The sequence below is a fragment of the Pseudomonas baetica genome (genome assembly GCF_002813455.1).
In the GTDB taxonomy this organism is placed as follows: Bacteria; Pseudomonadota; Gammaproteobacteria; order Pseudomonadales; family Pseudomonadaceae; genus Aquipseudomonas; species Aquipseudomonas baetica.
The window spans coordinates 690026-710000 of the sequence record NZ_PHHE01000001.1 but is presented as its reverse complement, the minus strand read 5'-3'; the positions used below and the strand labels follow the sequence as shown (position 1 = coordinate 710000).

Genomic DNA, 19975 nt, shown 5'->3' with positions numbered 1-19975 from the left:
AAAAATCACTCAGTAGGATAAAGAGTAAATGGTACATCTGTAATGGGATCAAACTTCATTTCAAACCCTCCCATATTGGTAATTAATCTAGGATTTTCTTTATCTCCTCTATTTGGTTTGTAACCTTCCCCAGCTTCAGAAAGTCTCATCTTTACAACGTTGGCACCCTGACTATCCTGTCCGGTGTAACGGGGAAGCCCGCGCTCAACCCTAGTTGTTGCGAGGACATAGGCTTCAAGCATTATTTCCCAACTGTAAAATCTTGAGCTCGGATTACCTATACCAGCATTTCGACCTCTTCTTTGTTGACCCGTAATCGGGTCCGTTCCATCGATAGCCCTTTGTTTAAATTTTTCATCGGGTAGCTCAGGGCCATGCTTACCAACCATATGCATTCCCTGACTGTCGTTTAGCCTAACGATCTCTCTCTTAGCAGTCTCCCTCGCGCTTAATTGTGGCGCCGGCAGCGCTGGCTCACCTTCATCAACCTTAGCGCCACTCACATTACCCGGCACCGTACAACCCGGCTTATTCGGCGGCGGACAATTGGAACTCAACCCCAACGGATCCACCCACCCCGTCGGATTCGGCACGTACTGGTACTGATTCAACCCGCCCGCCAATTTGATCGGGTCCGGCGTCAAATACCGTCCCAGCCTTGGGTCGTAATACCGGTGCCGGTTGTAATGCAGCCCACTTTCCCCATCGAAGTACTGCCCCTGAAAGCGCAGCGGCTGGTCCAGGTAGTCCTCGCCGGCGAGGGTAATGGCGGCGACTTTGCCGTAGGCGTCGTATTGCGCTGACCAGACGATTTCGCCGCTGTAGTCGGTGAGTTCCTGCGGGGTGCCGAGGTGGTCGAGCTGGTAGTAGAACGGGCAGGCTTTTTTCGGGCCCTTGCCATCGAGCAGTGCGAGCGGGCGAAAGGTGCCGGGTTCGTAGACGTAGCTGCGGTACTGGGTTTTGCTGCTTTCGGCGACGAGGTGGTCGCCTTGCCAGAAAAACTCGGTGGTGGTGCCGTCGACGGTTTTGCGGATGCGTCGGCCAAAGGCGTCGTATTGGTACGTCGCGGTTTTGCCGTCGGGACGGGTCAGGCCTATGAGGCGGTGCTGGCTGTCGTAGCGGTATTCGGTGACGAGTTTCTGCCCGGTGCCACGGCGCTCGCGAATCAGATTGCCGAAGGCGTCGTAGTCGTAATGGCGGTCACCCTGCATCAGCAGGCGGTTGCCTTTTATCTGCGTCGGGCCGGGGCGGTCCTGCATCAGCAGGTTGCCGGCCGGGTCGTGGGCGAAGGACTCCGGCAGTTCGTCGCGCGAATGACGGACGCGGATCAGCCGGTCGAGGGCGTCGTAGCCGTAGGTGCGCTGGCCGTGGCGGGTGTCGGCGATGTGTTGCAGATTGCCGTTGGCGCTGTAGGCATAATCGTGCCGATACAACGAAGCGTGCTCATGGCCTACGGCGTGGGCGAGCAAACGGCCCTGATCGTCGTAGGCATATTCGCTGAGCAGCAGGCCTTGCTGGCGATGCTGTTCGCGACCGGCGCGGTAGACATGCTGCGTCAGTGGCGCGCCGTTGAGGTGGATCGCAGTCAGCGCACCGCCCTTGGCGTAGTGGTAATCGAGCTTGCTGTTGTCCGGCAGACGCTGGCGCTTGAGCTGGCCGCAGGCGTCGTAGGTGTAACGCAGGGTGCCCCAGCCTTGATGCTCGGTGATCAGCCGGTCCTGCAGGTCGTATTCGAAGGCCAGCGGATGTTTCTGGCCGTCGTCGACACCGACCAAACGACCGAGGCGGTCGTAGCGGTATTCGACCTTGATCCCGTCCGGCAGGGTTTTGATCAGCAAGCGTCCGGTGGCATCGCGCTCGTATCCGGTGACCAACGTCGAGCCGTCATCGCTGAACTCGGTCTTTTCCAGCAGGTGACCATTGAGGTCATAGGCGTAGGCCGTGCGCCGACCGTCGAAGCCGGTTTCCTGTCGGATCAGTCCGGTGGACGTGTAGTCCAGACGGTACTTTTCGCCGGACTCGTTTTCGATCTCGGTGAGCAGCAGTTGCGCATGGTCGTAGCGGTACTGCACCCGCGTGCCGTCTGGGTTGATCTTGCGCGAAACCAGATGCAGGTCGTCGTCATACTCGTAGCGGGTGATGCGCCCGAGTTCGTCGCGTTCAGCCGTGACTTGACCATATGAGCCGTAGCTGTAGGCGCGGGTGGCCCCGCCCGCAAACGTGGTATGCACCAGTCGGCCCACGGCGTCCCAATGCTGACGCGTGATCGCGCCATGTTCGTCCTGCGTTGCGCTCCGTCGCCCGAGCGCATCGTAGGAAAAACGCCGCACGCCAGCGTCGGGCAGGGTTTCTTCAACTAACTGGCCGAGATCATTCCAGGCCAACACATGGCGGCTGGTGTCCGGGTAACGGATCGACAGCAATTGCCCACGGGCGTCGTAGTGGTAATGGCTGACATGACCGTCAGGATCAACCGCTTCGGTGACATCGCCCTGGGCATTGCGCCGATACGTCCACACTGCTTCGCCACGCGAGCGGCTGTGCAGGAAACCGTTGCGGTACTCGTAGGACGTTGGCTCGTCATCCGGCGGAAGCAGCGCGATCAGCCGTCCGACATCGTCGTAGCGGTATTCGGTGATGGCGCCTAAAGGGTCCTGCTCGGCGATCAATCGGCCCTGATCGTCGTAAGCCTTGAGGTGCTCGCCACCGTCAGCCTCGACCTTGCGCACCAGTCGTGCCCGGTCGTCGTGGACGTAGGTTTCTTCGGTGCCGTCGACGTAATGCACCGCAACACTGCCGTCGTCGCTCCAGACATAACGCGTGTTCATCTGCGAGAACGACGCCCAATGGCGCACGCAACGCGCCGACTTCCCGGCCCGTTCCCACTCCCAGAAGAAACTCGCGCCGCCGGTCAACTGGCGCTGGAGGATGACGTGTTGATCGTCGTAGTCGTAGCGCTCGCTGTCGCCGACGGCATTACACGCTTCGATCAGGTGCTGATAAGCGTCGTAGCGGTAACTGACGAGGGTTTGCTCAGTCGTCCATTCAGCCTGCTGAAACGACTGATAATCGACGGCCACCAAATGCTGGCGGTCGTAGCGCAGTAATAGAGATCGCCCAGCGCCATTGTCCAAACGCTCAATGCGATCCTGCCGATCCCGCAAAATGCGCAATCGATTGTCATACGCATCACTGATCGCCGTCAGCCGCCCGGTGCGAAAGTGATAAAACCGCGCCGCATCCCCCGCCAGCGCAAGAATCAACTCCTGCGGTTCATCCCCGAGAAAAATCGCCGCCCGCGACAGACTGTTGTGAATCGCCGGCCGCTCGACACTCGGCGCTGGAAACTGAGTGCGACGATTTTCGTGATCCACCCAAACAACAAAATCGCCATCAAACTCCAGCCGATGCGCCAGCGAATGGCTCCAGCCAAACCCCAGCCCGACATCGATCTCGGCGGCGCTGGTGCGATACAACCGGGTGAACTCGAACGGCAACACGCCATCGAGCGTGCCATCCGTCAGGGTCAACAGTTCTTCACCCGTGACCATCGACACCGGGCAGCCATTGGTGCAGGTCGAGGGCACGCAATCGGCGCTGTCGCCGTTGGGGTTTTTCGCCTGATCCGAGGCGTCGTCGTGGTGTTCGTCTCTCTTCAACGAGGCATTGCGCCGGGCATTCCAGCGCAGTTGCACCCGGCCTTTTTTCACGCCGGCCGCTATGCCGCGCGCGGCAACGGTTTTGTATTGATCAACGTACTTGATGAAGCCGTTGACGATGCCAAACAGCACCTTCACCAACCGCGTCATCGCTGACAGCAACTGAACCGCGCGATCAGCCAGACGCAGCGTCAAATAAGCGATCCCTGCGCCACCACTGGCGAAAGTCAGCACAACGCTGATCAGCACATCGATCAGCAATTGCACGATCATCATCGACGCCGCTTGAGCGGTTTTGCCGGCGATCTCACTGGGCGGCAACATCTCCAGCCAGAGACTCGCCGTGCGTAGCAGCAAACACAGGGCCGCCTCGTCACTGACCAGCAGTTGAAGCTGCTCCATCACCTCAGGCGCGGTGGCTGCCAGATTGATCAGATCAGTTGCACCACTGCCCAATTGCTCGGCAAACGCCCCAGGATCTTTGAGAATGTCCGACAGCATCCCGATGCTGTCCCACCCCCCCTCAATCGCCGCCCAACTCCCGGCAAGCATGCCGTTGCCCGCTGCCGTCGCCACTGACTGCGACCACTGCGGTTTGAACCCCTGCCACTCGCTGCGCAGCCAGCCATCCAGCTCGCCAGTCAAACCGTCATAGGACTTGAACAGTTCCTCGACCTGCTGCGGGGTAACCTCGCGATGTACATGCACACGATAGAACTTGCCCGGCGTTCCCTTGAATTTGCCTTTGCCAACGGCATCAAGGGTGATGGGCGTCGTTTCGCCGCCATCCACTGCCACCACGTCAACCACGATGTTGCCGAGCGGGATGTCATACACCGACTCGAACTTGCTCTCGATCAGCATCCATCCGCCCTTCGGACACTGGACGACGCTGGAGAAAAACTGATCGTCGCTGCTGCTGACGGCGGTACTGCTTTCGCCGAAGCGGATGATCCGCTCCATGCCCATCAGCGACGGCAGATCCGCGGCATGGCTGACTTTGTCGGCAGCACGGCTGACCCAGTGTTTGAGCTGCTCGCGATAGAGAGTGAGGGTGTCGGGGAAGCTGTCGAGTTCGTGCTCGATACGGGTGACGGCTTCCATCAGCGCACGCTTGGGTGCGGGGTGGACTGAATAACCGGGTCGAGCATGGGCGTTCCCTCGCGCAAAAATTAGGCGCGGGAACTGTGCGGGGGATCACTCAGGAAAGAAGTCAGGCAAGTAGGCGCTTGCTGTAGGACTAATCTGCAAAAGCAAATGACTACAAAGCGTACAAACGAAAACATGGCGTGAGGTTTCCCTCACGCCATGTTTATTGGACAGACCCTAAAAGATTTACTGCGTTGAAGCGCGAGCATTCAGCTCTTGCAATTTGAGCTCGGCCAACGGGTGTCCGGCCTTGGCTGCCATGCCCCACCAGCGCGCGGCCTCCACCGCATCGGGTGCCTTGCTCGGTGTACCGGCAAGACTGATCACCCCGACCTGATAGGCCGCTTTGCCATCGCCAGCCAGTGCCGCCAGACGCAGCAGCCGCACCCCCTCTTCACGCGCGCCCAAACCCACGCCACGAAAGGTCAGGATGTGCCCGTAAAAGCTCTGCGCACCGACGTCGCCGAGGTTGGCCATGCGCGCGAACTGGCCTTCGAGCCAGCGCCAACCGCGCGGTTGGCGGACAAACCATGACCAGTGAAACAGCCGCCGGGCCAGCCAGTAGGCGAGCCGCGCCTTGAATTGTAAAAACACTCAGGCCTCCGCCGATTCCGGGTACTCGTACTCAAACACCCTGACCACCTCCGATGCATGCCAAGAGGCGGCGGCAACGCCATCGGACGGCCCGGAAAAACGCCCAAGACGCTCGACACATTCAAAAAAACCGGTGCGCGGCAGGCGACTGGCGCCCTGGCTGATGACCAAAGAACTGCGCAATGGCTGTTCGGCCTTGGCATCCAGTGCGGCCAGATGCTCAAGTGCGGCCGTCAGGGTTTGCATCGCCGGCGTCGGCAATTGCAAACGTTCAAGCAAGGCCCGATAGGTCAGCAGATGGCGCTGCCTGCGCGCCTGGTCCAGCTCTCCCAGCAATCCGTCCCAATGTTGACGACTGATGCGTACGCTCACGATTCGTCCCTCCACCCTGGCACCGTCAGTTCCCAGGCCAGGCTGCGGCGAATCGCGGCGTCGGGCAGACGCTCACCACTTTCAATCATGGCCAGATAAGACGGGCTGATGCCTACCGTGCGGGCCAGCGCCTCGATGGCGATGCCCTTCCCTTCGCGCAAACTGCGTAATTGATCCAGACCTGGAAGAACCGGGTCTGCTGTTGCCGCGAGTGGCGCTGGTGCCTGCTGCGGCGGTGTTTCGTTGATGCCTGCTGCTTTCAGTAGAGACTGATACTGAGCCCATGGCAGAACCGCATATTCGGGTTCGCCATCGCGTGCAATTATCTGAATATCCATGACTACCCCGTAGGACAACAACACTTAGCGAGTCGGCACTTTTCCCTAGAAGTGTAATCCTAACAGCGGCTAAGGTCGCGGGGGCTATCTATCTGCAGGCAGGCTGGCTGAATCAGGGCTTTTTCGGGCCCTGCAGCTGAAGTTGTTCAGGGGTATCGGGCAAGCGCTCGACAACTGCCAGTTTTTCCGGTTGCTGACGGTTGCGCCAGATCCGGAAGGCACTGAGTTCATCGTCGAGGGTTTTCATCAGCCAGGCGAGCACGGCAATGTCGTCAAGCATTCCAAATACCGGGATAAAGTCCGGTATCGCATCCACCGGGCTGAGGAAATACATCAACCCCGCGACCACCGAGATCAGCGCTTTGCCACTGATCGCGCGATACTCGCCGCGCCAGTAAGCCAGGCACAACGCCTGGAGCAGACGCAGATCATCTTTGAGCTTGCCCAGGCGATTGCCTTGCGCAGCGCCTTTACTGGCCACGGCAAACAGTAACGTCGGCAGGCGACCACGGGCCAACAGGCGACCCGCCAGAGGCAGGAATCGAGCGAAATTCCACGGAGCTTTCATCTATTCCTCCCGTTGAAATGTTATCCACACAAATTGTGGATAACCTTGTGAACAGAGCTGCATTTCAGCGCTGAGAGCCCCGTTTCATAAGGGCTGCGCTCAGATCGGGCGTTTTTTACTCACATAAAAAACCCCAATATTTCATTGACTTGGCGGCTCAGTGCGTCTAGTGCGGGCAGCCTCAAAGGCTATGACTACCGTGACTGGCATCGGTTCGCTCTGTTTACGCTTGCCTTCGTCCAGATGCAACAACGCCCCGCATTAGCGAGGCGTTGTTGTCGAAGCGGTTACCGGTGCCTGTTACTTGGCAGCAGCGGCGTCTTCTTTGGCAGGATCCTTGATGGCCAGCAGTTCCAGGTCGAAAACCAGAACCGAGTTGGCCGGGATTGCCGGGCTTGGCGATTGTGCGCCGTAAGCCAGATCGCTAGGGATGTACAGTTTGTACTTCTCGCCAACGTGCATCAGTTGCAGACCTTCAACCCAACCCGGGATCACGCCGCTGACTGGCAGATCGATCGGGCTGCCGCGCTCGACGGAGCTGTCGAATACGGTGCCATTGGTCAGCTTGCCGGTGTAGTGAACAGTCACTACGTCAGTCGGTTTAGGCTGTGGGCCGTCGGCCTTCTTGACCACTTCGTACTGCAGGCCCGAAGCAGTGGTCGTTACACCGGCCTTCTTGCCGTTTTCTTCGAGGAATTTCTTGCCGGCGGATGCCGACTCTTCGCTCATCTTGGCCATACGCTCTTCAGCACGCTTTTGCAGCGCGGCGAAGGCTTCGACCAGATCTTCATCTTTCAGCTTCTGTTCTTTCTTGCCGACGGCATCTTCGATGCCCTGGGCTACCGCTTTGGAGTCCAGATCATCCATGCCTTCCTGAGCCAGGCTCTTGCCCATGTTCAGGCCGATACCGTAGGAAGCTTTTTGCGCCGGGGTTTTCAGCTCTACGCTGGTCTGCGAATCACAACCCGCGAGGACCAGGCTTACCAGGGCAACCGCCGCCGCCAACCGATGCTGTTTCATGCTATTTCCTTGTTCATGCGCCGAAAGGGCAATCGAGTAAAGCCGCGAGCTTATCAGGCCGTCACGACCAATGGCTACCGGCATGAGAGCCACAATCTTTCGATAAGTTCAGGGATTAAAACGCATTCAGGCGAAGGGACGATGAAGCTTCTGTCATCTTCATCCGACAACGGCCGACTCAAGTCCCCACGACTTCTGGCGTAATGGCCACTTGCCGCATAGGACCAGGCTCAGGCATAACAGCACAACAATTCGACAAGGACGTTTATCTTGCGCCTCTTATTCCGTGTGCTGACTGTGATCTTCGCGCTGCCGGGACTCGTCCTCGCAGTGGTTTTGTACTACGTTGCCAACCCCAGACTGCCGCTTTATAACCCCGCCCAGCAGGTACATTACCTGAATCAGTGGACGGAGGAGGAACGGCAGACCTATTACTTCACCCCTCAAGGCACGCAAGTCAAGGGGCTGCGCTATGAATGGTTCCAGGCGCTGGAGTTGCCCTTTTCGCAACAACGTTTCGCCTCTCCCGAATACCTCGCACGCTTTGGCTTTCTGATTGATCCGCAGCGCAAACCCACGCCGAACAATCCCGGCAACTTGCCGGTCGGCTTTGCGCGACACCAGAAACCGGGCGACACCGAGCAATATCTCGACATAACTTGCGCGGCTTGCCACACCGGTGAATTACGTTTCAAAGGCCAGGCTGTGCGCATCGACGGCGGTACGGCGCAGCATGTTTTGCCTTCTAGCGTTCCTACGTTACGTGGTGGCAGTTTCGGACAAGCATTGGTCGCAAGTCTGACCTCGACTTACTACAACCCGTGGAAATTCGAACGCTTCGCGCGCGCCGTGTTGAGTGATGGCTACGAAGCGCGTCACGAGCAACTGCGCAAGGATTTCAAAGCCTCGCTGGACACTTTTCTGAAAGTGGCATGGAACGACACCCACCGCGGCCTCTACCCCACCGAGGAAGGCCCGGGCCGCGCCGATGCGTTCGGGCGAATTGCCAACGCAACGTTCGGCGATGCCATTTCCCCCGCCAACTATCGTGTGGCCAATGCCCCGGTGGACTACCCGCAACTATGGGACATGTGGACGTTCGATTGGGTGCAGTGGAACGGTTCGGCGCAACAGCCCATGGCGCGCAACATCGGTGAAGCGCTGGGTGTCGGCGCCACCCTGAATTTCTTCGACGCCAATGGCCAACCGCTGCAAGGCGATGATCGCTACGCGTCCAGCGTCCGCGTGCGCGACTTGCACAACATCGAACAAACCCTGCAACGCCTGCAACCGCCCGCCTGGCCCGAAGATCTGTTGGGCGCCGTCGACAAGCCGCTGGCAGCCAGGGGTCGCGCACTGTTTGCCGAAAACTGCGCTGGCTGCCACGTCCCCCGCAAGACTCAGGAAGGCGAACGCTGGGTGCAGCATCTGCACATGTTGCCGGTAGACGTCATCGGTACCGACCCGAACGCCGCCAACAACATCGCCACCCACCGCTTCGACCTGACGGCCCTGCAATGGGATTTGAAAGAACTGGAAAAAATGGACGTAAAACTCCACCCGTCCCCCAAAGAACCGCTGGATCTGAGCCAGTTGTCTGTGGCCAAGGGTTTGGCTTACGTCACCGCATTTGTGGAAAACCGCGCCTATCGTGAGGCGAAGGTCACGCCTGAGGAGAAACCCGAACTCGACGGTTTCGGTCTGCCCATCGGCGTGCGCGAAAAAGTCGCCTACAAGGCGCGCCCATTGGCCGGTGTCTGGGCTACCCCGCCGTTTCTGCACAACGGCTCGGTGCCAAGCATTTATCAGTTGCTGTCACCGCAAGATGAACGCGTCACCACCTTCTATAAAGGCACGTTCGAATACGACCCAAGACATCTGGGCTATCGCACTGAAGCCTTTAGCAACGGTTTCCTGTTCGACACGCGGATCACCGGTAACCACAACAGCGGCCACGAATTCCGTGCAGGCGAACGCGGCAATGGTGTCATCGGGCGGCTGTTACAGCCGGAGGAACGTTGGGCGTTACTCGAATACCTGAAAGTCCTCGGCGGCCCACTGGAGGCGCAATTGCCATGATCTCGACCTTCAAGAAAGAATTGCCGATGCTGGCCCGACTCTGGTTGTGGCTGGGTCGCTTGCTGGGCAAAACCTTGCTGATTCTGCTCGCTATCGGCCTGCTCGGCTGGGCCATCGCCACGGCGTGGTTCGCCTGGCAGCAACGCGGCCCGGTTTCGGCCCTGGAGCTGATTCCGCCCGGCGAGTCGGCCATGACCCAGGACGTGATCCAGACCGCTGTGCGGATCGTCGATCAACACCGCGAAAGCACGCGGTACTTGCGTGACGCACACGCCAAGGCGCACGGGTGTGTAAAGGCAGAGGTGCAAGTGCTGCCGCAACTGGCGCAGTCATTGAGGCAAGGCGTATTCAGCGAGCCGGGTAAAACCTGGCAGGCGATGATTCGCCTGTCCAATGGGAATGCCTATCCGCAATTCGACGCCATTCGCGATGCCCGCGGGATGGCGATCAAATTGCTCGATGTACCCGGCAAACCTTTGCTGGGTGACCGCCAGGGCCGGCACGAGCAAGACTTCGTGATGTTCAGCCATCCGAACTTCTTTGTCAGCGATGTCGCCGAGTATCGTCAGAATGTGGCGGCGCAGGCTGAAGGCAAAAAGATCCTGGCGTTTTTTCCGGGCTGGGATCCGCGCAGTTGGCAGATCCGGCATTTATTCATCGCGCTGGCGACACTGTCGCCGCCACCGGACAGTCCGACGGGGACGACTTACTTTTCGGTATCGCCGTACAAGTTCGGCGAAGCCAATGCGAAGTTTCGGGTGACGCCCGATCCGGACAATTGCCCGGCTTACGTTTTGCCCGGACAGAACCACGATTTGCCGAACTTTTTACGCAGCGCGTTGAATCAGCAACTCTCTACAGATCGGGTGCCGGCGTGTTTTGTTCTGCAGATTCAGCGCCAGGATGCGCACAAGTACATGCCGATTGAAGACACCAGCATCGAATGGCGCGAGCAGGATTCACCGTTTGAAACCGTGGCGCGGATCACTCTGCCGCCGCAGGACTTTGATACGCCGGCGTTGAATCTGGCGTGCGACAACCTGTCGTTCAATCCGTGGTTTGGTATTGAGGCGCATCGGCCGATTGGCGGGATCAATCGACTGCGCAAGGCCGTGTATGAAGCGGTGAGCGATTATCGGCACAGCCGGAATGCCCTGTAGGAGCTGTCGAGTGCAACGAGGCTGCGATCTTTTGATCTTAAGAAAGCAAGATCAAAAGATCGCAGCGTGCCGCAGCTCCTACAGGGGTTCAGGTGACTTTCTCAAATCGCAGACAGCAGAAAGCCCGCACTAGGCGGGCTTTCTGTTGTGATCTGGCGTTCAGTGTTCCAGATGACCGAATATGGCGCAGCGGACGGGACTCGAACCCGCGACCCCCGGCGTGACAGGCCGGTATTCTAACCGACTGAACTACCGCTGCGCGAAACGCTTGAAACGAATGGTGGGTGATGACGGGATCGAACCGCCGACATTCTGCTTGTAAGGCAGACGCTCTCCCAGCTGAGCTAATCACCCTTCGCTTCGTTACGGGACGCATTATGCCACAAGTTTTCGTAAAGTGTTGATTTAATTGAAGTTTTTTCAAATAAATCCGAAAACCGGTAAAACGACACATCCCGCGGGTACAACCTTGGAGCAGAAAAAAACCCGCCTTGGCGGGTTTTTCCGTGGTGACCTGGCGTTCAGTGGTCCAGGTTACCGAATATGGCGCAGCGGACGGGACTCGAACCCGCGACCCCCGGCGTGACAGGCCGGTATTCTAACCGACTGAACTACCGCTGCGCTAAACACTTGAAACGAATGGTGGGTGATGACGGGATCGAACCGCCGACATTCTGCTTGTAAGGCAGACGCTCTCCCAGCTGAGCTAATCACCCTTCGCTTCGGTGTGGCGCGCATTCTACGGAGCGACCCCACCTCTGGCAAGCACTTTTTTAAATAATTTTCTCAGGCCTTCCAAAGGCTTAGAGAAGGGTTGGCCTATGCCACGGCGAAGACAATAATGCCCCCCTTTGTATAAAGGAGAGACTCACCCCATGTGGTTCAAAAACCTGCTTATCTATCGCCTGACCCAAGACCTGCCTGTCGATGCCGAGGCGCTGGAAACTGCACTGGCCACCAAACTGGCGCGTCCATGTGCAAGCCAGGAGTTGACCACCTACGGTTTCGTCGCGCCGTTCGGCAAAGGCGAAGATGCTCCACTGGTGCACGTCAGCGGTGACTTCCTGCTGATCTCTGCACGTAAAGAAGAACGCATTCTGCCGGGCAGCGTCGTGCGCGACGCGGTCAAGGAAAAGGTCGAAGAGATCGAAGCCGAGCAGATGCGCAAGGTCTATAAGAAAGAACGCGACCAGATCAAGGATGAAATCATCCAGGCGTTCCTGCCGCGCGCCTTTATCCGTCGCTCGTCGACCTTCGCCGCCATCGCGCCCAAGAAAGGCCTGATCCTGGTCAACTCGGCCAGCCCTAAACGTGCCGAAGACTTGCTCTCCACTTTGCGCGAAGTGATCGGCACCCTGCCCGTTCGTCCGCTGACCGTGAAAATGGCACCGACGGCGGTCATGACCGATTGGGTCACCACCCAGAAAGCCGCTGATGACTTCTATGTGCTGGACGAGTGCGAACTGCGCGACACCCACGAAGACGGCGGCATCGTGCGCTGCAAACGTCAGGACCTGACCAGCGAAGAAATCCAGCTGCACCTGAGCACGGGCAAAGTCGTTACCCAGTTGTCGCTGGCCTGGCAGGACAAGTTGTCGTTCATGCTCGACGACAAGATGACCGTCAAACGCCTGAAGTTCGAAGACCTGCTGCAGGATCAGGCGGAACAGGACGGTGGCGATGAGGCACTGGGTCAATTGGACGCAAGCTTCACGCTGATGATGCTGACCTTCGGCGACTTCCTGCCGGCGCTGGTTGAAGCGCTGGGTGGTGAAGAGACGCCGCAGGGGATCTAGAGCCCAACGGAGTTCAAACGGTGGGAGCGGGCTTGCTCGCGAAAGCGGTGTGTCATTCAAATAAATATTGGCTGACCCGACGCCTTCGCGAGCAAGCCCGCTCCCACATTTGGTTTGTGGTGTTCATTTAATAATAAGGAACAAGCCATGCGCGCACTGGCTGCACTCAGCCGCTTTGTCGGCAATACCTTCGCTTACTGGGTTCTGATCTTCGCCGTTGTCGCGTTCCTGCAACCGGCGTGGTTCCTCGGTCTCAAAGGCGCGATCGTGCCGCTGCTCGGGCTGGTCATGTTCGGCATGGGCCTGACCCTCAAACTCGACGATTTCGCTGCTGTTGCCCGCCATCCGTGGCGTGTGGCGCTGGGCGTGATCGCACATTTCGTGATCATGCCCGGTGTGGCGTGGTTGCTTTGCCAGGTGTTTCACCTACCGCCGGAAATCGCCGTCGGGGTGATTCTGGTCGGCTGCTGCCCAAGCGGCACCTCGTCCAACGTGATGACCTGGCTGGCGCGCGGCGATCTGGCACTGTCGGTGGCCATCGCCGCCGTCACCACCCTCCTCGCCCCATTGCTGACCCCGGCGCTGATCTGGCTGCTGGCTTCGGCATGGCTGCCGGTATCATTCATGGAATTGTTCTGGTCGATCCTGCAAGTGGTGCTGCTGCCAATCATCCTTGGCGTGGTCGCGCAACGCCTGCTCGGTGACAAGGTGCGTCACGCGGTGGATGTGTTGCCACTGGTATCGGTGGTCAGCATCGTGATCATCGTTACTGCAGTGGTCGCCGCCAGTCAGGCGAAAATCGCCGAATCCGGCCTGCTGATCATGGCCGTGGTGATGCTGCACAACAGCTTCGGCTACTTGCTGGGTTACTTCACCGGACGGCTGTTCAAGTTGCCATTGGCGCAGCGCAAGTCGCTGGCCCTGGAAGTCGGCATGCAGAACTCAGGGTTGGGCGCCGCGCTGGCCAGTGCGCACTTCTCGCCACTGGCGGCGGTGCCGAGCGCGCTGTTCAGCGTTTGGCACAACATCTCCGGGGCGCTGCTATCTACTTACTTCCGGCGGATGAGCGAGAAAGAAGATGAACAGACGCTGGCTCAACGGGCCGCCGACTGATCGGGAACTTGATCCCCGGATTAATGCGCGGCACTCTATCGCGCAACGCGGGGACGACCCTGCGGCTCAATCGAGTTTTTAATCTGGGGACGACCCCGTCAATCGATGGAGGTTTGTCATGTCCTGGATCATTCTGTTTTTCGCCGGCCTGTTCGAAGTCGGCTGGGCCGTCGGCCTGAAATACACCGACGGTTTCAGCCGTCCACTCCCGACCGCACTGACCATTGCGGCGATGGCCATCAGCCTTGGCCTGCTGGGCCTTGCGATGAAGGAATTGCCGCTGGGCACCGCCTATGCAATCTGGACGGGCGTGGGTGCCGTGGGCACGGTGATTGCCGGGATCATTCTGTTTGGTGAGTCGATGGCGTTGATTCGGCTGGCCAGCGTGGCGTTGATCATCACTGGTTTGATTGGCCTCAAGGTCAGCGCTTAGGCCACTACCACTTTCGCGAGCAGGCTCGCTCCCACATTCAACCGCGCTCCTTCATTGGAATACGGTCAACTGTGGGAGCGGGCTTGCTCGCGAAGAGGCCCTAAAATCACCGACTATCTGACTGTCCCGCGCAACTCCCCCACCAACCCCTGCAACTTCGCCGGCTCCGCGCCTTCGACCGCAATAGCCGAACCCGCCACCAACGTCACCCGCGACCACAACCGGCGAAACACGCCCTTGTTCGGATCGCGACTGAAAAAACTCCCCCACAACCCTTGCAACGCCAACGGAATCACCGGCACCGGTGTCTCCTCCAGTATCCGCGTCAATCCCCCCTTGAACTCGTTGATCTCGCCATCCGCCGTCAACTTGCCTTCCGGGAAGATGCACACCAACTCACCGTCCTTCAGATATTGAGCGATGCGGGTGAAGGCTTTTTCGTAGATCTGGATGTCTTCGTTGCGTCCGGCAATCGGAATTGTCCCCGCCGTGCGGAAGATAAAGTTCAGTACCGGCAAGTTGTAGATCTTGTAGTACATGACAAAGCGAATCGGCCGACGCACCGCGCCACCAATCAGCAAGGCATCGACAAACGACACGTGGTTGCACACCAGCAAAGCCGCACCCTCATCCGGGATCGCTTCAAGGTTGCGATGCTCGACGCGGTACATGGAATGGCTGAGCAGCCAGATCATGAAGCGCATGCTGAACTCGGGAACGATTTTGAAAATGTAGGCGTTGACGCCGATGTTCAGCAGCGACACCACCAAAAACAGCTGCGGGATCGACAGTTTGACCACGCTCAGCAACACGATCGAAACGATGGCCGAGACCACCATAAACAGTGCGTTGAGAATGTTGTTGGCGGCAATCACCCGCGCTCGCTCGTGTTCGGCCGTGCGCGACTGGATCAATGCGTACAGCGGCACGATGTAGAAGCCGCCGAAAATGCCGAGGCCGAGGATGTCGACCAGCACTGCCCAAGTGTGGCCGAAACTCAGCACTTCAATCCAGCTGTGGCCGGTAACGCTGTCGGGAATTCCACCGGAATGCCACCACAGCAGCAGGCCGAATACGGTCAGACCGAACGAGCCAAACGGCACCAGACCGATCTCGACTTTGCGCCCGGAAAGCTTCTCGCAAAGCATTGAACCCAGCGCAATACCCACCGAGAACACCGTGAGAATCAGGGTGACCACGGTTTCGTCACCGTGCATCCACTCCTTGGCATACGCCGGAATCTGCGTCAGATAAATCGCCCCGACAAACCAGAACCACGAGTTGCCGACAATCGAGCGCGACACCGCAGGGGTCTGGCCGAGCCCGAGTTTCAGGGTGGCCCACGACTGGCTGAAGATATTCCAGTTCAGGCGCATTTCCGGCGACGAGGCCGCCGCGCGAGGGATGCTGCGACTGGCCAGATAACCCAGTACGGCGATGCCGACGATGGCAACGGAGACAACGGGCGCATAGTGCGCCGATGACATCATGATCCCGGCGCCGATGGTGCCGGCGAGAATCGCCAGAAACGTCCCCATCTCCACCAGCCCGTTGCCACCGACCAACTCTTCCTCACGCAAGGCCTGGGGCAGGATCGAATATTTCACCGGCCCGAACAGCGCCGAGTGGGTGCCCATGGCGAACAGCGCCACCAGCATCAGCGACAGGTGATCGAAGAGGAAGCCGACCGCCCCCACCGCCATGATCGCGATTTCCCCGAGTTTGATCAGACGGATCAGCGCGTCCTTGGCGAATTTCTCGCCGAACTGCCCGGCCAGCGCCGAGAACAGGAAGAACGGCAGGATAAACAGCAGCGCGCACAGGTTGACCCAGATCGAGCGGTCGCCCTCGATGGTCAGCCGATACAGAATGGCGAGGATCAGCGACTGCTTGAACACGTTGTCGTTGAACGCGCCCAGCGACTGCGTAATAAAGAACGGCAAAAAGCGCCGGGTACGGAGCAGGTTGAACTGTGAGGGGTGGCTCATCTTCCGGGTGTACCTGTTGTTGTAGAGGGAGGCCTGGATACTTGTTATTGGAATCTCGAACCGCGATCCAGGCCACACCTTACCTAACTTTTTCAGGTTATTTCTTCAAACCTGCAATGCAGGGCGAGACAAACAGTTCGCCACGCCACGCACCTTGCACCGTCCGTTTGCCCACAATCAGCCACATCACCGCCAGCAACGCCACCAGCACGCAGCCGACCACACTGAAAAATCCGAGGTTTAAGGTGCTGGCAAGTTTTAGCGTTGCCAGCGAATAAACGCCCAACGGGAAGGTAAAACCCCACCAGCCAAGGTTGAACGGAATGCCGTCACGCAGATAACGCACGGTGATCAGCAACGCCATCAGCATCCACCACAGACCGAAACCCCACAGCGTAATCCCCGCCACCAGCCCAATCCCCGCAGCAATTTCGCCAATGCCCGGCAAGCCGTTGGCAGCAAAGATCGCCGGGGCATCAGCGCCCAGCAGCAACATGCCCAACGCACCGGTGCCGATTGGACCGAGAGCCAGCCAACTCGACGCGGCCATGTTTTCGTGAGGCAGTTTGTGCAGGGCCATGCGCAGCAACAGGATCGTCAGAATGCTGAACGCGACCGGTAGGGAAAATGCCCAGAGCACGTAGCTTGTGGTCAGCACCACCAGTTGCGAGTGGGCATCGCTCAGGTGCGGTGCGAGCAGCCCGCCACTGGCCGCCGCCACTTCTGCAGCCACCACGGGCAACAGCCAAACAGCGGTCATTTGGTCGATGCTGTGTTCCTGACGGGTAAACATCATGTAGGGAATCAACACGCCGCAAGCCAACGACATCGCCACATCGAGCCACCACAGCACTTCGGCGAGCGGGATGACGCCATCGCCCCAACGCGGCAGACCGAACAGCAGAAAGCCGTTGATGATCGTCGCCAGGCCCATGGGGATGGTGCCGAAGAACATCGACACAGTCGAATGGCCGAAAATCCGTCGCGCCTCGTCGAAGAACAGAATCCAGCGGGCGGCGTAGGCAGCAGTAAACAGCGTGAACAACAGAATGTTGAAGAGCCACAGCCCTTCAGCCACAGCGTGTAAACCGGGAATCGCCACTGGCAAATTCGCCAGCGCCAAGGCCAGCACCCCGGTACCCATGGTTGCGGCGAACCAGTTCGGGGTGAATTGGCGGATCACTTCACGCGGGTGATGAAGTTGGCTGAGCGGCTTGATGCCGGGTTTGGCGCTGTTGGGGCAAGTCATCATGGCGTCCTCTCCTCTGGTGAGGTTGAGTCCATGGTAGATCCGAATCGAATATCTATATAACGGGTAATTTCTCTAACTGTTATCTGTTTTACCAATAAGCAATCAAACGCTGCCTTCGCTCTCGATCACCAGAATCCGCGCCGCGCCCTGTGGATGGGCGACGTGCTCGGTGCCGACCGAGGCGTAAAAGATGTCGCCAACGTCGAGCTGCACCTGCTTTTCTTCGCCGTTTTCGCGATAGCGCATCTGCACCTGCCCATCGAGCACCACGAACACCTCCTCGCCATCGTTGACGTGCCATTTATACGGCTGATCGGTCCAGTGCAGACGCGTGGTGATGCCGTTCATGTTGGCGATATCGAGTGCGCCCCAGGCACGATCGGCGGTGAACGACTTGCTGCGAATAATCTTCATGAATCGATCCGTGAGAAGAATGACTGGCCAAGGCTAACCGAAACGGCTGTGGTTATGGAGCGCTGCACACCTTGGCCGGTTGAGGTCGCAGGCTGAGCAACAGCGCTGCCACCGCCAAGACGATTAACACCCCGCCGTACACGTCAGTCGTGGCCAGCAATCCCAGGCTGTGGGTGAAATGCCCTGCCAATAACGCCGGCAAGCAAAACGCCAGATAACTCAGCACATAAAACGCCGACATCAACCCGGCCCGCTCATGAGGCAAGGCCAGCGGCACCAGACTGCGCACCGCACCGAGGAACCCCGAGCCGAAGCCACATCCGGCCACGAGTGTGCCGAGGAAAAACAACGACAGACTGGCGCTGTGTACACCCAGCAGAATCAGCAGCAGACCGCTCGGCAGCAAGCTTGCGCCCAACTGCAAGGCGCGGGTGGCGGGACGATTGCGCAGGGTGAAGATCATCAGCGCACCGGTCACAGTCAATGCCGCCACGGTCGCGCCGCCGATCAGGTTGGAGGTGGAACCGGTGGCGGTACGCACCAGCGATGGCGCCAGGGAGGCATAGAAACCGCCGAGCGCCCAGGTTGCGGTGTTCAGCGGCAGCACTCGCCACAACGTTGCACGCGCCTGAACCGGCACATGCAAAGTCGGCCGCAACGACGCCCACGCTCCAGCTTGCGGCGTAACGCTTTCCGGCAGGTGCCAGACGTATAACGCCTGCACCACAAACAGTGCCAGCAGCAGCCAGTAAGTCAGTTGCAACGGCGCCGGGGCAAATTCCGCCAGCAACCCGCAGCCCATGCCACCCAGCGCCATGCCCAGCAACGGCGCAACACTGTTGATCAACGGCCCTTGCTGGCGATCGGTGTCCACCAACGTGGCGCTTAAAACGGCGGTGGCCATGCCAGTGGCGAAGCCTTGCAGCACCCGCGCACTGATCAGCCAGCTGACGCTGTCGGCATAGATAAACAGCAACATCGCCAGCGCGTTGAGCACAACGGCGGTGAAGATCACTGGTTTGCGTCCCAAATGATCCGAGAGCGAACCGACCGTCAGTAGCGCCACCAGCAGGCTCAGGGCGTAGACCCCGAAAATCAGGGTCAGCACCGCTGCCGAGAAGTGCAGTTGATCCTGATACAGGTGGTACAACGGCGTCGGCGCAGTGGAAGCGGCGAGAAAACTCAGTAAGGTGATCGCCAGAAACCACAGATTCGAACGATGTGAAACAGGGCTATTCATGTGCACACTCCGCAAAAGCTAATTTTTTGCTTTTGCGGAGTGTGCTACCGCCCAACGCTTAAAGCAAATTCTTTGTGTTAAGGTCTGCCGCATGGCTATTAAAGAAGGTTTACGCCCGGGCGGTCGCAGTGCCCGGGTGCAAGAGTCGATTCATTCGGCAGTTCAAGCGCTGCTGCAAGAACAGGAGCGTTCGACCGTGACCGTGCCGCAAATCGCGGCGCGCGCCGGGGTGACGCCGTCGACGATCTATCGACGCTGGGGTGATCTGGCAGCCTTGCTGGCCGACGTCGCCCTCGCCCGCATGCGCCCTGATAGCGAGCCGACAGAAACCGGCAGTCTGCGCAGCGATATCCGCGCGTGGGCCGAGCAGTATCTGGACGAGATGAGCTCGGAGCCGGGGCGCAACATGATGCGCGACGTGCAGGCGAGTGCGACGCCGGGGTATTGCGTGACGATTATCGGGGCGCAGTTGCAGACGATCATCGAGCGGCATCCTGATGAGATCGCGCCGAGCGTTGATCATCTGATCAATCTGATGGTGGCGCCGGTGGTGTTCCGCATTCTGTTTTCAGCGGCGGCGCTTGAAGTGGAGGAATTGCACAGGTTGATTGATATCGCGTTGCAGCCGGACTGACGCCTTCGCGAGCAAGCCCGCTCCCACATTTGAAATGCATTCCCCTGTGGGAGCGGGCTTGCTCGCGAAGAGGCCCGCCCAGTCACCATAAAAACCACCCGGTTCCATTCCTGCGACACCCCGCCACGCCACGACCTTGGTCGACACTGACTAAGCGCCACACTCA

The 19975-nt window shown here is 59.0% G+C and carries 16 protein-coding genes and 4 tRNA genes; 6 read left to right on the top strand and 14 right to left on the bottom strand.

Going from position 1 to position 19975, the window contains the following annotated elements:
• Window positions 1–5 precede the first annotated feature (5 nt).
• From ATI02_RS03225 to bamJ, 6 genes are all read right to left on the bottom strand, one after another.
• The gene (locus tag ATI02_RS03225) at window positions 6–4763 is read right to left on the bottom strand and encodes an RHS repeat-associated core domain-containing protein (RefSeq protein ID WP_100845406.1); all 4758 of its coding nucleotides are present in this window, start codon (window positions 4761–4763) and stop codon (window positions 6–8) included.
• Between the two features lie 231 nt (window positions 4764–4994).
• The gene (locus ATI02_RS03220; RefSeq protein WP_100845405.1) at window positions 4995–5402 is read right to left on the bottom strand and encodes an SEL1-like repeat protein; all 408 of its coding nucleotides are present in this window, start codon (window positions 5400–5402) and stop codon (window positions 4995–4997) included.
• Window positions 5403–5774, bottom strand: a complete 372-nt coding sequence (locus tag ATI02_RS03215) for a hypothetical protein (RefSeq protein WP_003223109.1) — start codon at window positions 5772–5774, stop codon at window positions 5403–5405.
• A complete protein-coding gene (locus ATI02_RS03210) occupies window positions 5771–6112 on the bottom strand; it encodes a helix-turn-helix domain-containing protein (protein WP_100845404.1) in 342 nt (113 codons plus the stop codon). Before ATI02_RS03210 ends, ATI02_RS03215 begins: the two co-directional genes overlap by 4 nt.
• 112 nt (window positions 6113–6224) lie before the next feature.
• Window positions 6225–6680, bottom strand: a complete 456-nt coding sequence (locus tag ATI02_RS03205; RefSeq protein ID WP_095191956.1) for a YkvA family protein — start codon at window positions 6678–6680, stop codon at window positions 6225–6227.
• A gap of 300 nt (window positions 6681–6980) precedes the next feature.
• The gene (gene bamJ, locus ATI02_RS03200; RefSeq protein ID WP_100845403.1) at window positions 6981–7700 is read right to left on the bottom strand and encodes a BamJ family beta-barrel-assembly machinery protein; all 720 of its coding nucleotides are present in this window, start codon (window positions 7698–7700) and stop codon (window positions 6981–6983) included.
• Between the two features lie 270 nt (window positions 7701–7970).
• Between bamJ and ATI02_RS03195 the strand changes: the two genes are divergently transcribed.
• Complete coding sequence (locus tag ATI02_RS03195; RefSeq protein ID WP_100845402.1) at window positions 7971–9779, top strand: di-heme-cytochrome C peroxidase; 1809 nt, start codon at window positions 7971–7973, stop codon at window positions 9777–9779.
• A 26-nt stretch (window positions 9780–9805) separates the two neighbouring features.
• Window positions 9806–10939, top strand: coding sequence for a catalase family protein (locus tag ATI02_RS03190; protein WP_100848421.1), 1134 nt, complete (start codon window positions 9806–9808; stop codon window positions 10937–10939).
• A gap of 182 nt (window positions 10940–11121) precedes the next feature.
• Here ATI02_RS03190 and ATI02_RS03185 read toward each other — a convergent pair.
• The 4 genes from ATI02_RS03185 to ATI02_RS03170 form a co-directional block, all read right to left on the bottom strand.
• Window positions 11122–11198, bottom strand: a tRNA-Asp gene (locus ATI02_RS03185).
• A gap of 19 nt (window positions 11199–11217) precedes the next feature.
• Window positions 11218–11293: transfer RNA gene (locus ATI02_RS03180), tRNA-Val, on the bottom strand.
• Window positions 11294–11483: 190 nt separating this feature from the next.
• Window positions 11484–11560, bottom strand: a tRNA-Asp gene (locus ATI02_RS03175).
• 19 nt (window positions 11561–11579) lie between these two features.
• Window positions 11580–11655: transfer RNA gene (locus ATI02_RS03170), tRNA-Val, on the bottom strand.
• 159 nt (window positions 11656–11814) lie between these two features.
• Here ATI02_RS03170 and rdgC point away from each other — a divergent pair.
• The 3 genes from rdgC to sugE all read left to right on the top strand — a co-directional run bounded on the left by rdgC (window position 11815) and on the right by sugE (window position 14281).
• Complete coding sequence (rdgC, locus tag ATI02_RS03165; RefSeq protein ID WP_095191836.1) at window positions 11815–12735, top strand: recombination-associated protein RdgC; 921 nt, start codon at window positions 11815–11817, stop codon at window positions 12733–12735.
• Between the two features lie 147 nt (window positions 12736–12882).
• Entirely contained in the window at window positions 12883–13848 is a 966-nt protein-coding gene (locus tag ATI02_RS03160) for a bile acid:sodium symporter family protein (RefSeq protein WP_100845401.1), read from the top strand.
• Between the two features lie 118 nt (window positions 13849–13966).
• Window positions 13967–14281: a quaternary ammonium compound efflux SMR transporter SugE gene (sugE, locus tag ATI02_RS03155; protein ID WP_095191834.1), complete on the top strand. Its 315-nt coding sequence runs from the start codon at window positions 13967–13969 to the stop codon at window positions 14279–14281.
• 113 nt (window positions 14282–14394) lie between these two features.
• On the opposite strand, the gene ATI02_RS03150 is transcribed toward sugE, so the two are convergent.
• The 4 genes from ATI02_RS03150 to ATI02_RS03135 all read right to left on the bottom strand — a co-directional run bounded on the left by ATI02_RS03150 (window position 14395) and on the right by ATI02_RS03135 (window position 19175).
• Window positions 14395–16269 (bottom strand): MFS transporter, encoded by a 1875-nt coding sequence (locus ATI02_RS03150; RefSeq protein ID WP_100845400.1) that lies wholly within the window; start codon window positions 16267–16269, stop codon window positions 14395–14397.
• Between the two features lie 97 nt (window positions 16270–16366).
• Complete coding sequence (locus ATI02_RS03145) at window positions 16367–17518, bottom strand: TDT family transporter (RefSeq protein WP_100848420.1); 1152 nt, start codon at window positions 17516–17518, stop codon at window positions 16367–16369.
• A gap of 105 nt (window positions 17519–17623) precedes the next feature.
• Window positions 17624–17935, bottom strand: coding sequence for a cupin domain-containing protein (locus ATI02_RS03140; protein WP_100845399.1), 312 nt, complete (start codon window positions 17933–17935; stop codon window positions 17624–17626).
• A 52-nt stretch (window positions 17936–17987) separates the two neighbouring features.
• Complete coding sequence (locus ATI02_RS03135; RefSeq protein ID WP_100845398.1) at window positions 17988–19175, bottom strand: MFS transporter; 1188 nt, start codon at window positions 19173–19175, stop codon at window positions 17988–17990.
• Window positions 19176–19266: 91 nt separating this feature from the next.
• Here ATI02_RS03135 and ATI02_RS03130 point away from each other — a divergent pair, with 91 nt between their 5' ends.
• Window positions 19267–19809 (top strand): TetR/AcrR family transcriptional regulator, encoded by a 543-nt coding sequence (locus ATI02_RS03130; RefSeq protein ID WP_100845397.1) that lies wholly within the window; start codon window positions 19267–19269, stop codon window positions 19807–19809.
• The last annotated feature ends 166 nt before the right edge of the window (window positions 19810–19975 follow it).

What these genes read in the sequence shown, in the direction of transcription:
- ATI02_RS03190 (WP_100848421.1), top strand. Translation starts at nt 9,806, where the DNA reads ATGCTGGCCCGACTCTGGTTGTGGCTGGGTCGCTTGCTGGGCAAAACC.
- ATI02_RS03225 (WP_100845406.1), bottom strand. Translation starts at nt 4,763, where the DNA reads ATGGAAGCCGTCACCCGTATCGAGCACGAACTCGACAGCTTCCCCGAC.
- ATI02_RS03160 (WP_100845401.1), top strand. Translation starts at nt 12,883, where the DNA reads ATGCGCGCACTGGCTGCACTCAGCCGCTTTGTCGGCAATACCTTCGCT.
- bamJ (WP_100845403.1), bottom strand. Translation starts at nt 7,700, where the DNA reads ATGAAACAGCATCGGTTGGCGGCGGCGGTTGCCCTGGTAAGCCTGGTC.
- ATI02_RS03210 (WP_100845404.1), bottom strand. Translation starts at nt 6,112, where the DNA reads ATGGATATTCAGATAATTGCACGCGATGGCGAACCCGAATATGCGGTT.
- ATI02_RS03135 (WP_100845398.1), bottom strand. Translation starts at nt 19,175, where the DNA reads ATGAATAGCCCTGTTTCACATCGTTCGAATCTGTGGTTTCTGGCGATC.
- sugE (WP_095191834.1), top strand. Translation starts at nt 13,967, where the DNA reads ATGTCCTGGATCATTCTGTTTTTCGCCGGCCTGTTCGAAGTCGGCTGG.
- ATI02_RS03140 (WP_100845399.1), bottom strand. Translation starts at nt 17,935, where the DNA reads ATGAAGATTATTCGCAGCAAGTCGTTCACCGCCGATCGTGCCTGGGGC.
- ATI02_RS03145 (WP_100848420.1), bottom strand. Translation starts at nt 17,518, where the DNA reads ATGACTTGCCCCAACAGCGCCAAACCCGGCATCAAGCCGCTCAGCCAA.
- ATI02_RS03130 (WP_100845397.1), top strand. Translation starts at nt 19,267, where the DNA reads ATGGCTATTAAAGAAGGTTTACGCCCGGGCGGTCGCAGTGCCCGGGTG.
- ATI02_RS03205 (WP_095191956.1), bottom strand. Translation starts at nt 6,680, where the DNA reads ATGAAAGCTCCGTGGAATTTCGCTCGATTCCTGCCTCTGGCGGGTCGC.
- rdgC (WP_095191836.1), top strand. Translation starts at nt 11,815, where the DNA reads ATGTGGTTCAAAAACCTGCTTATCTATCGCCTGACCCAAGACCTGCCT.
- ATI02_RS03150 (WP_100845400.1), bottom strand. Translation starts at nt 16,269, where the DNA reads ATGAGCCACCCCTCACAGTTCAACCTGCTCCGTACCCGGCGCTTTTTG.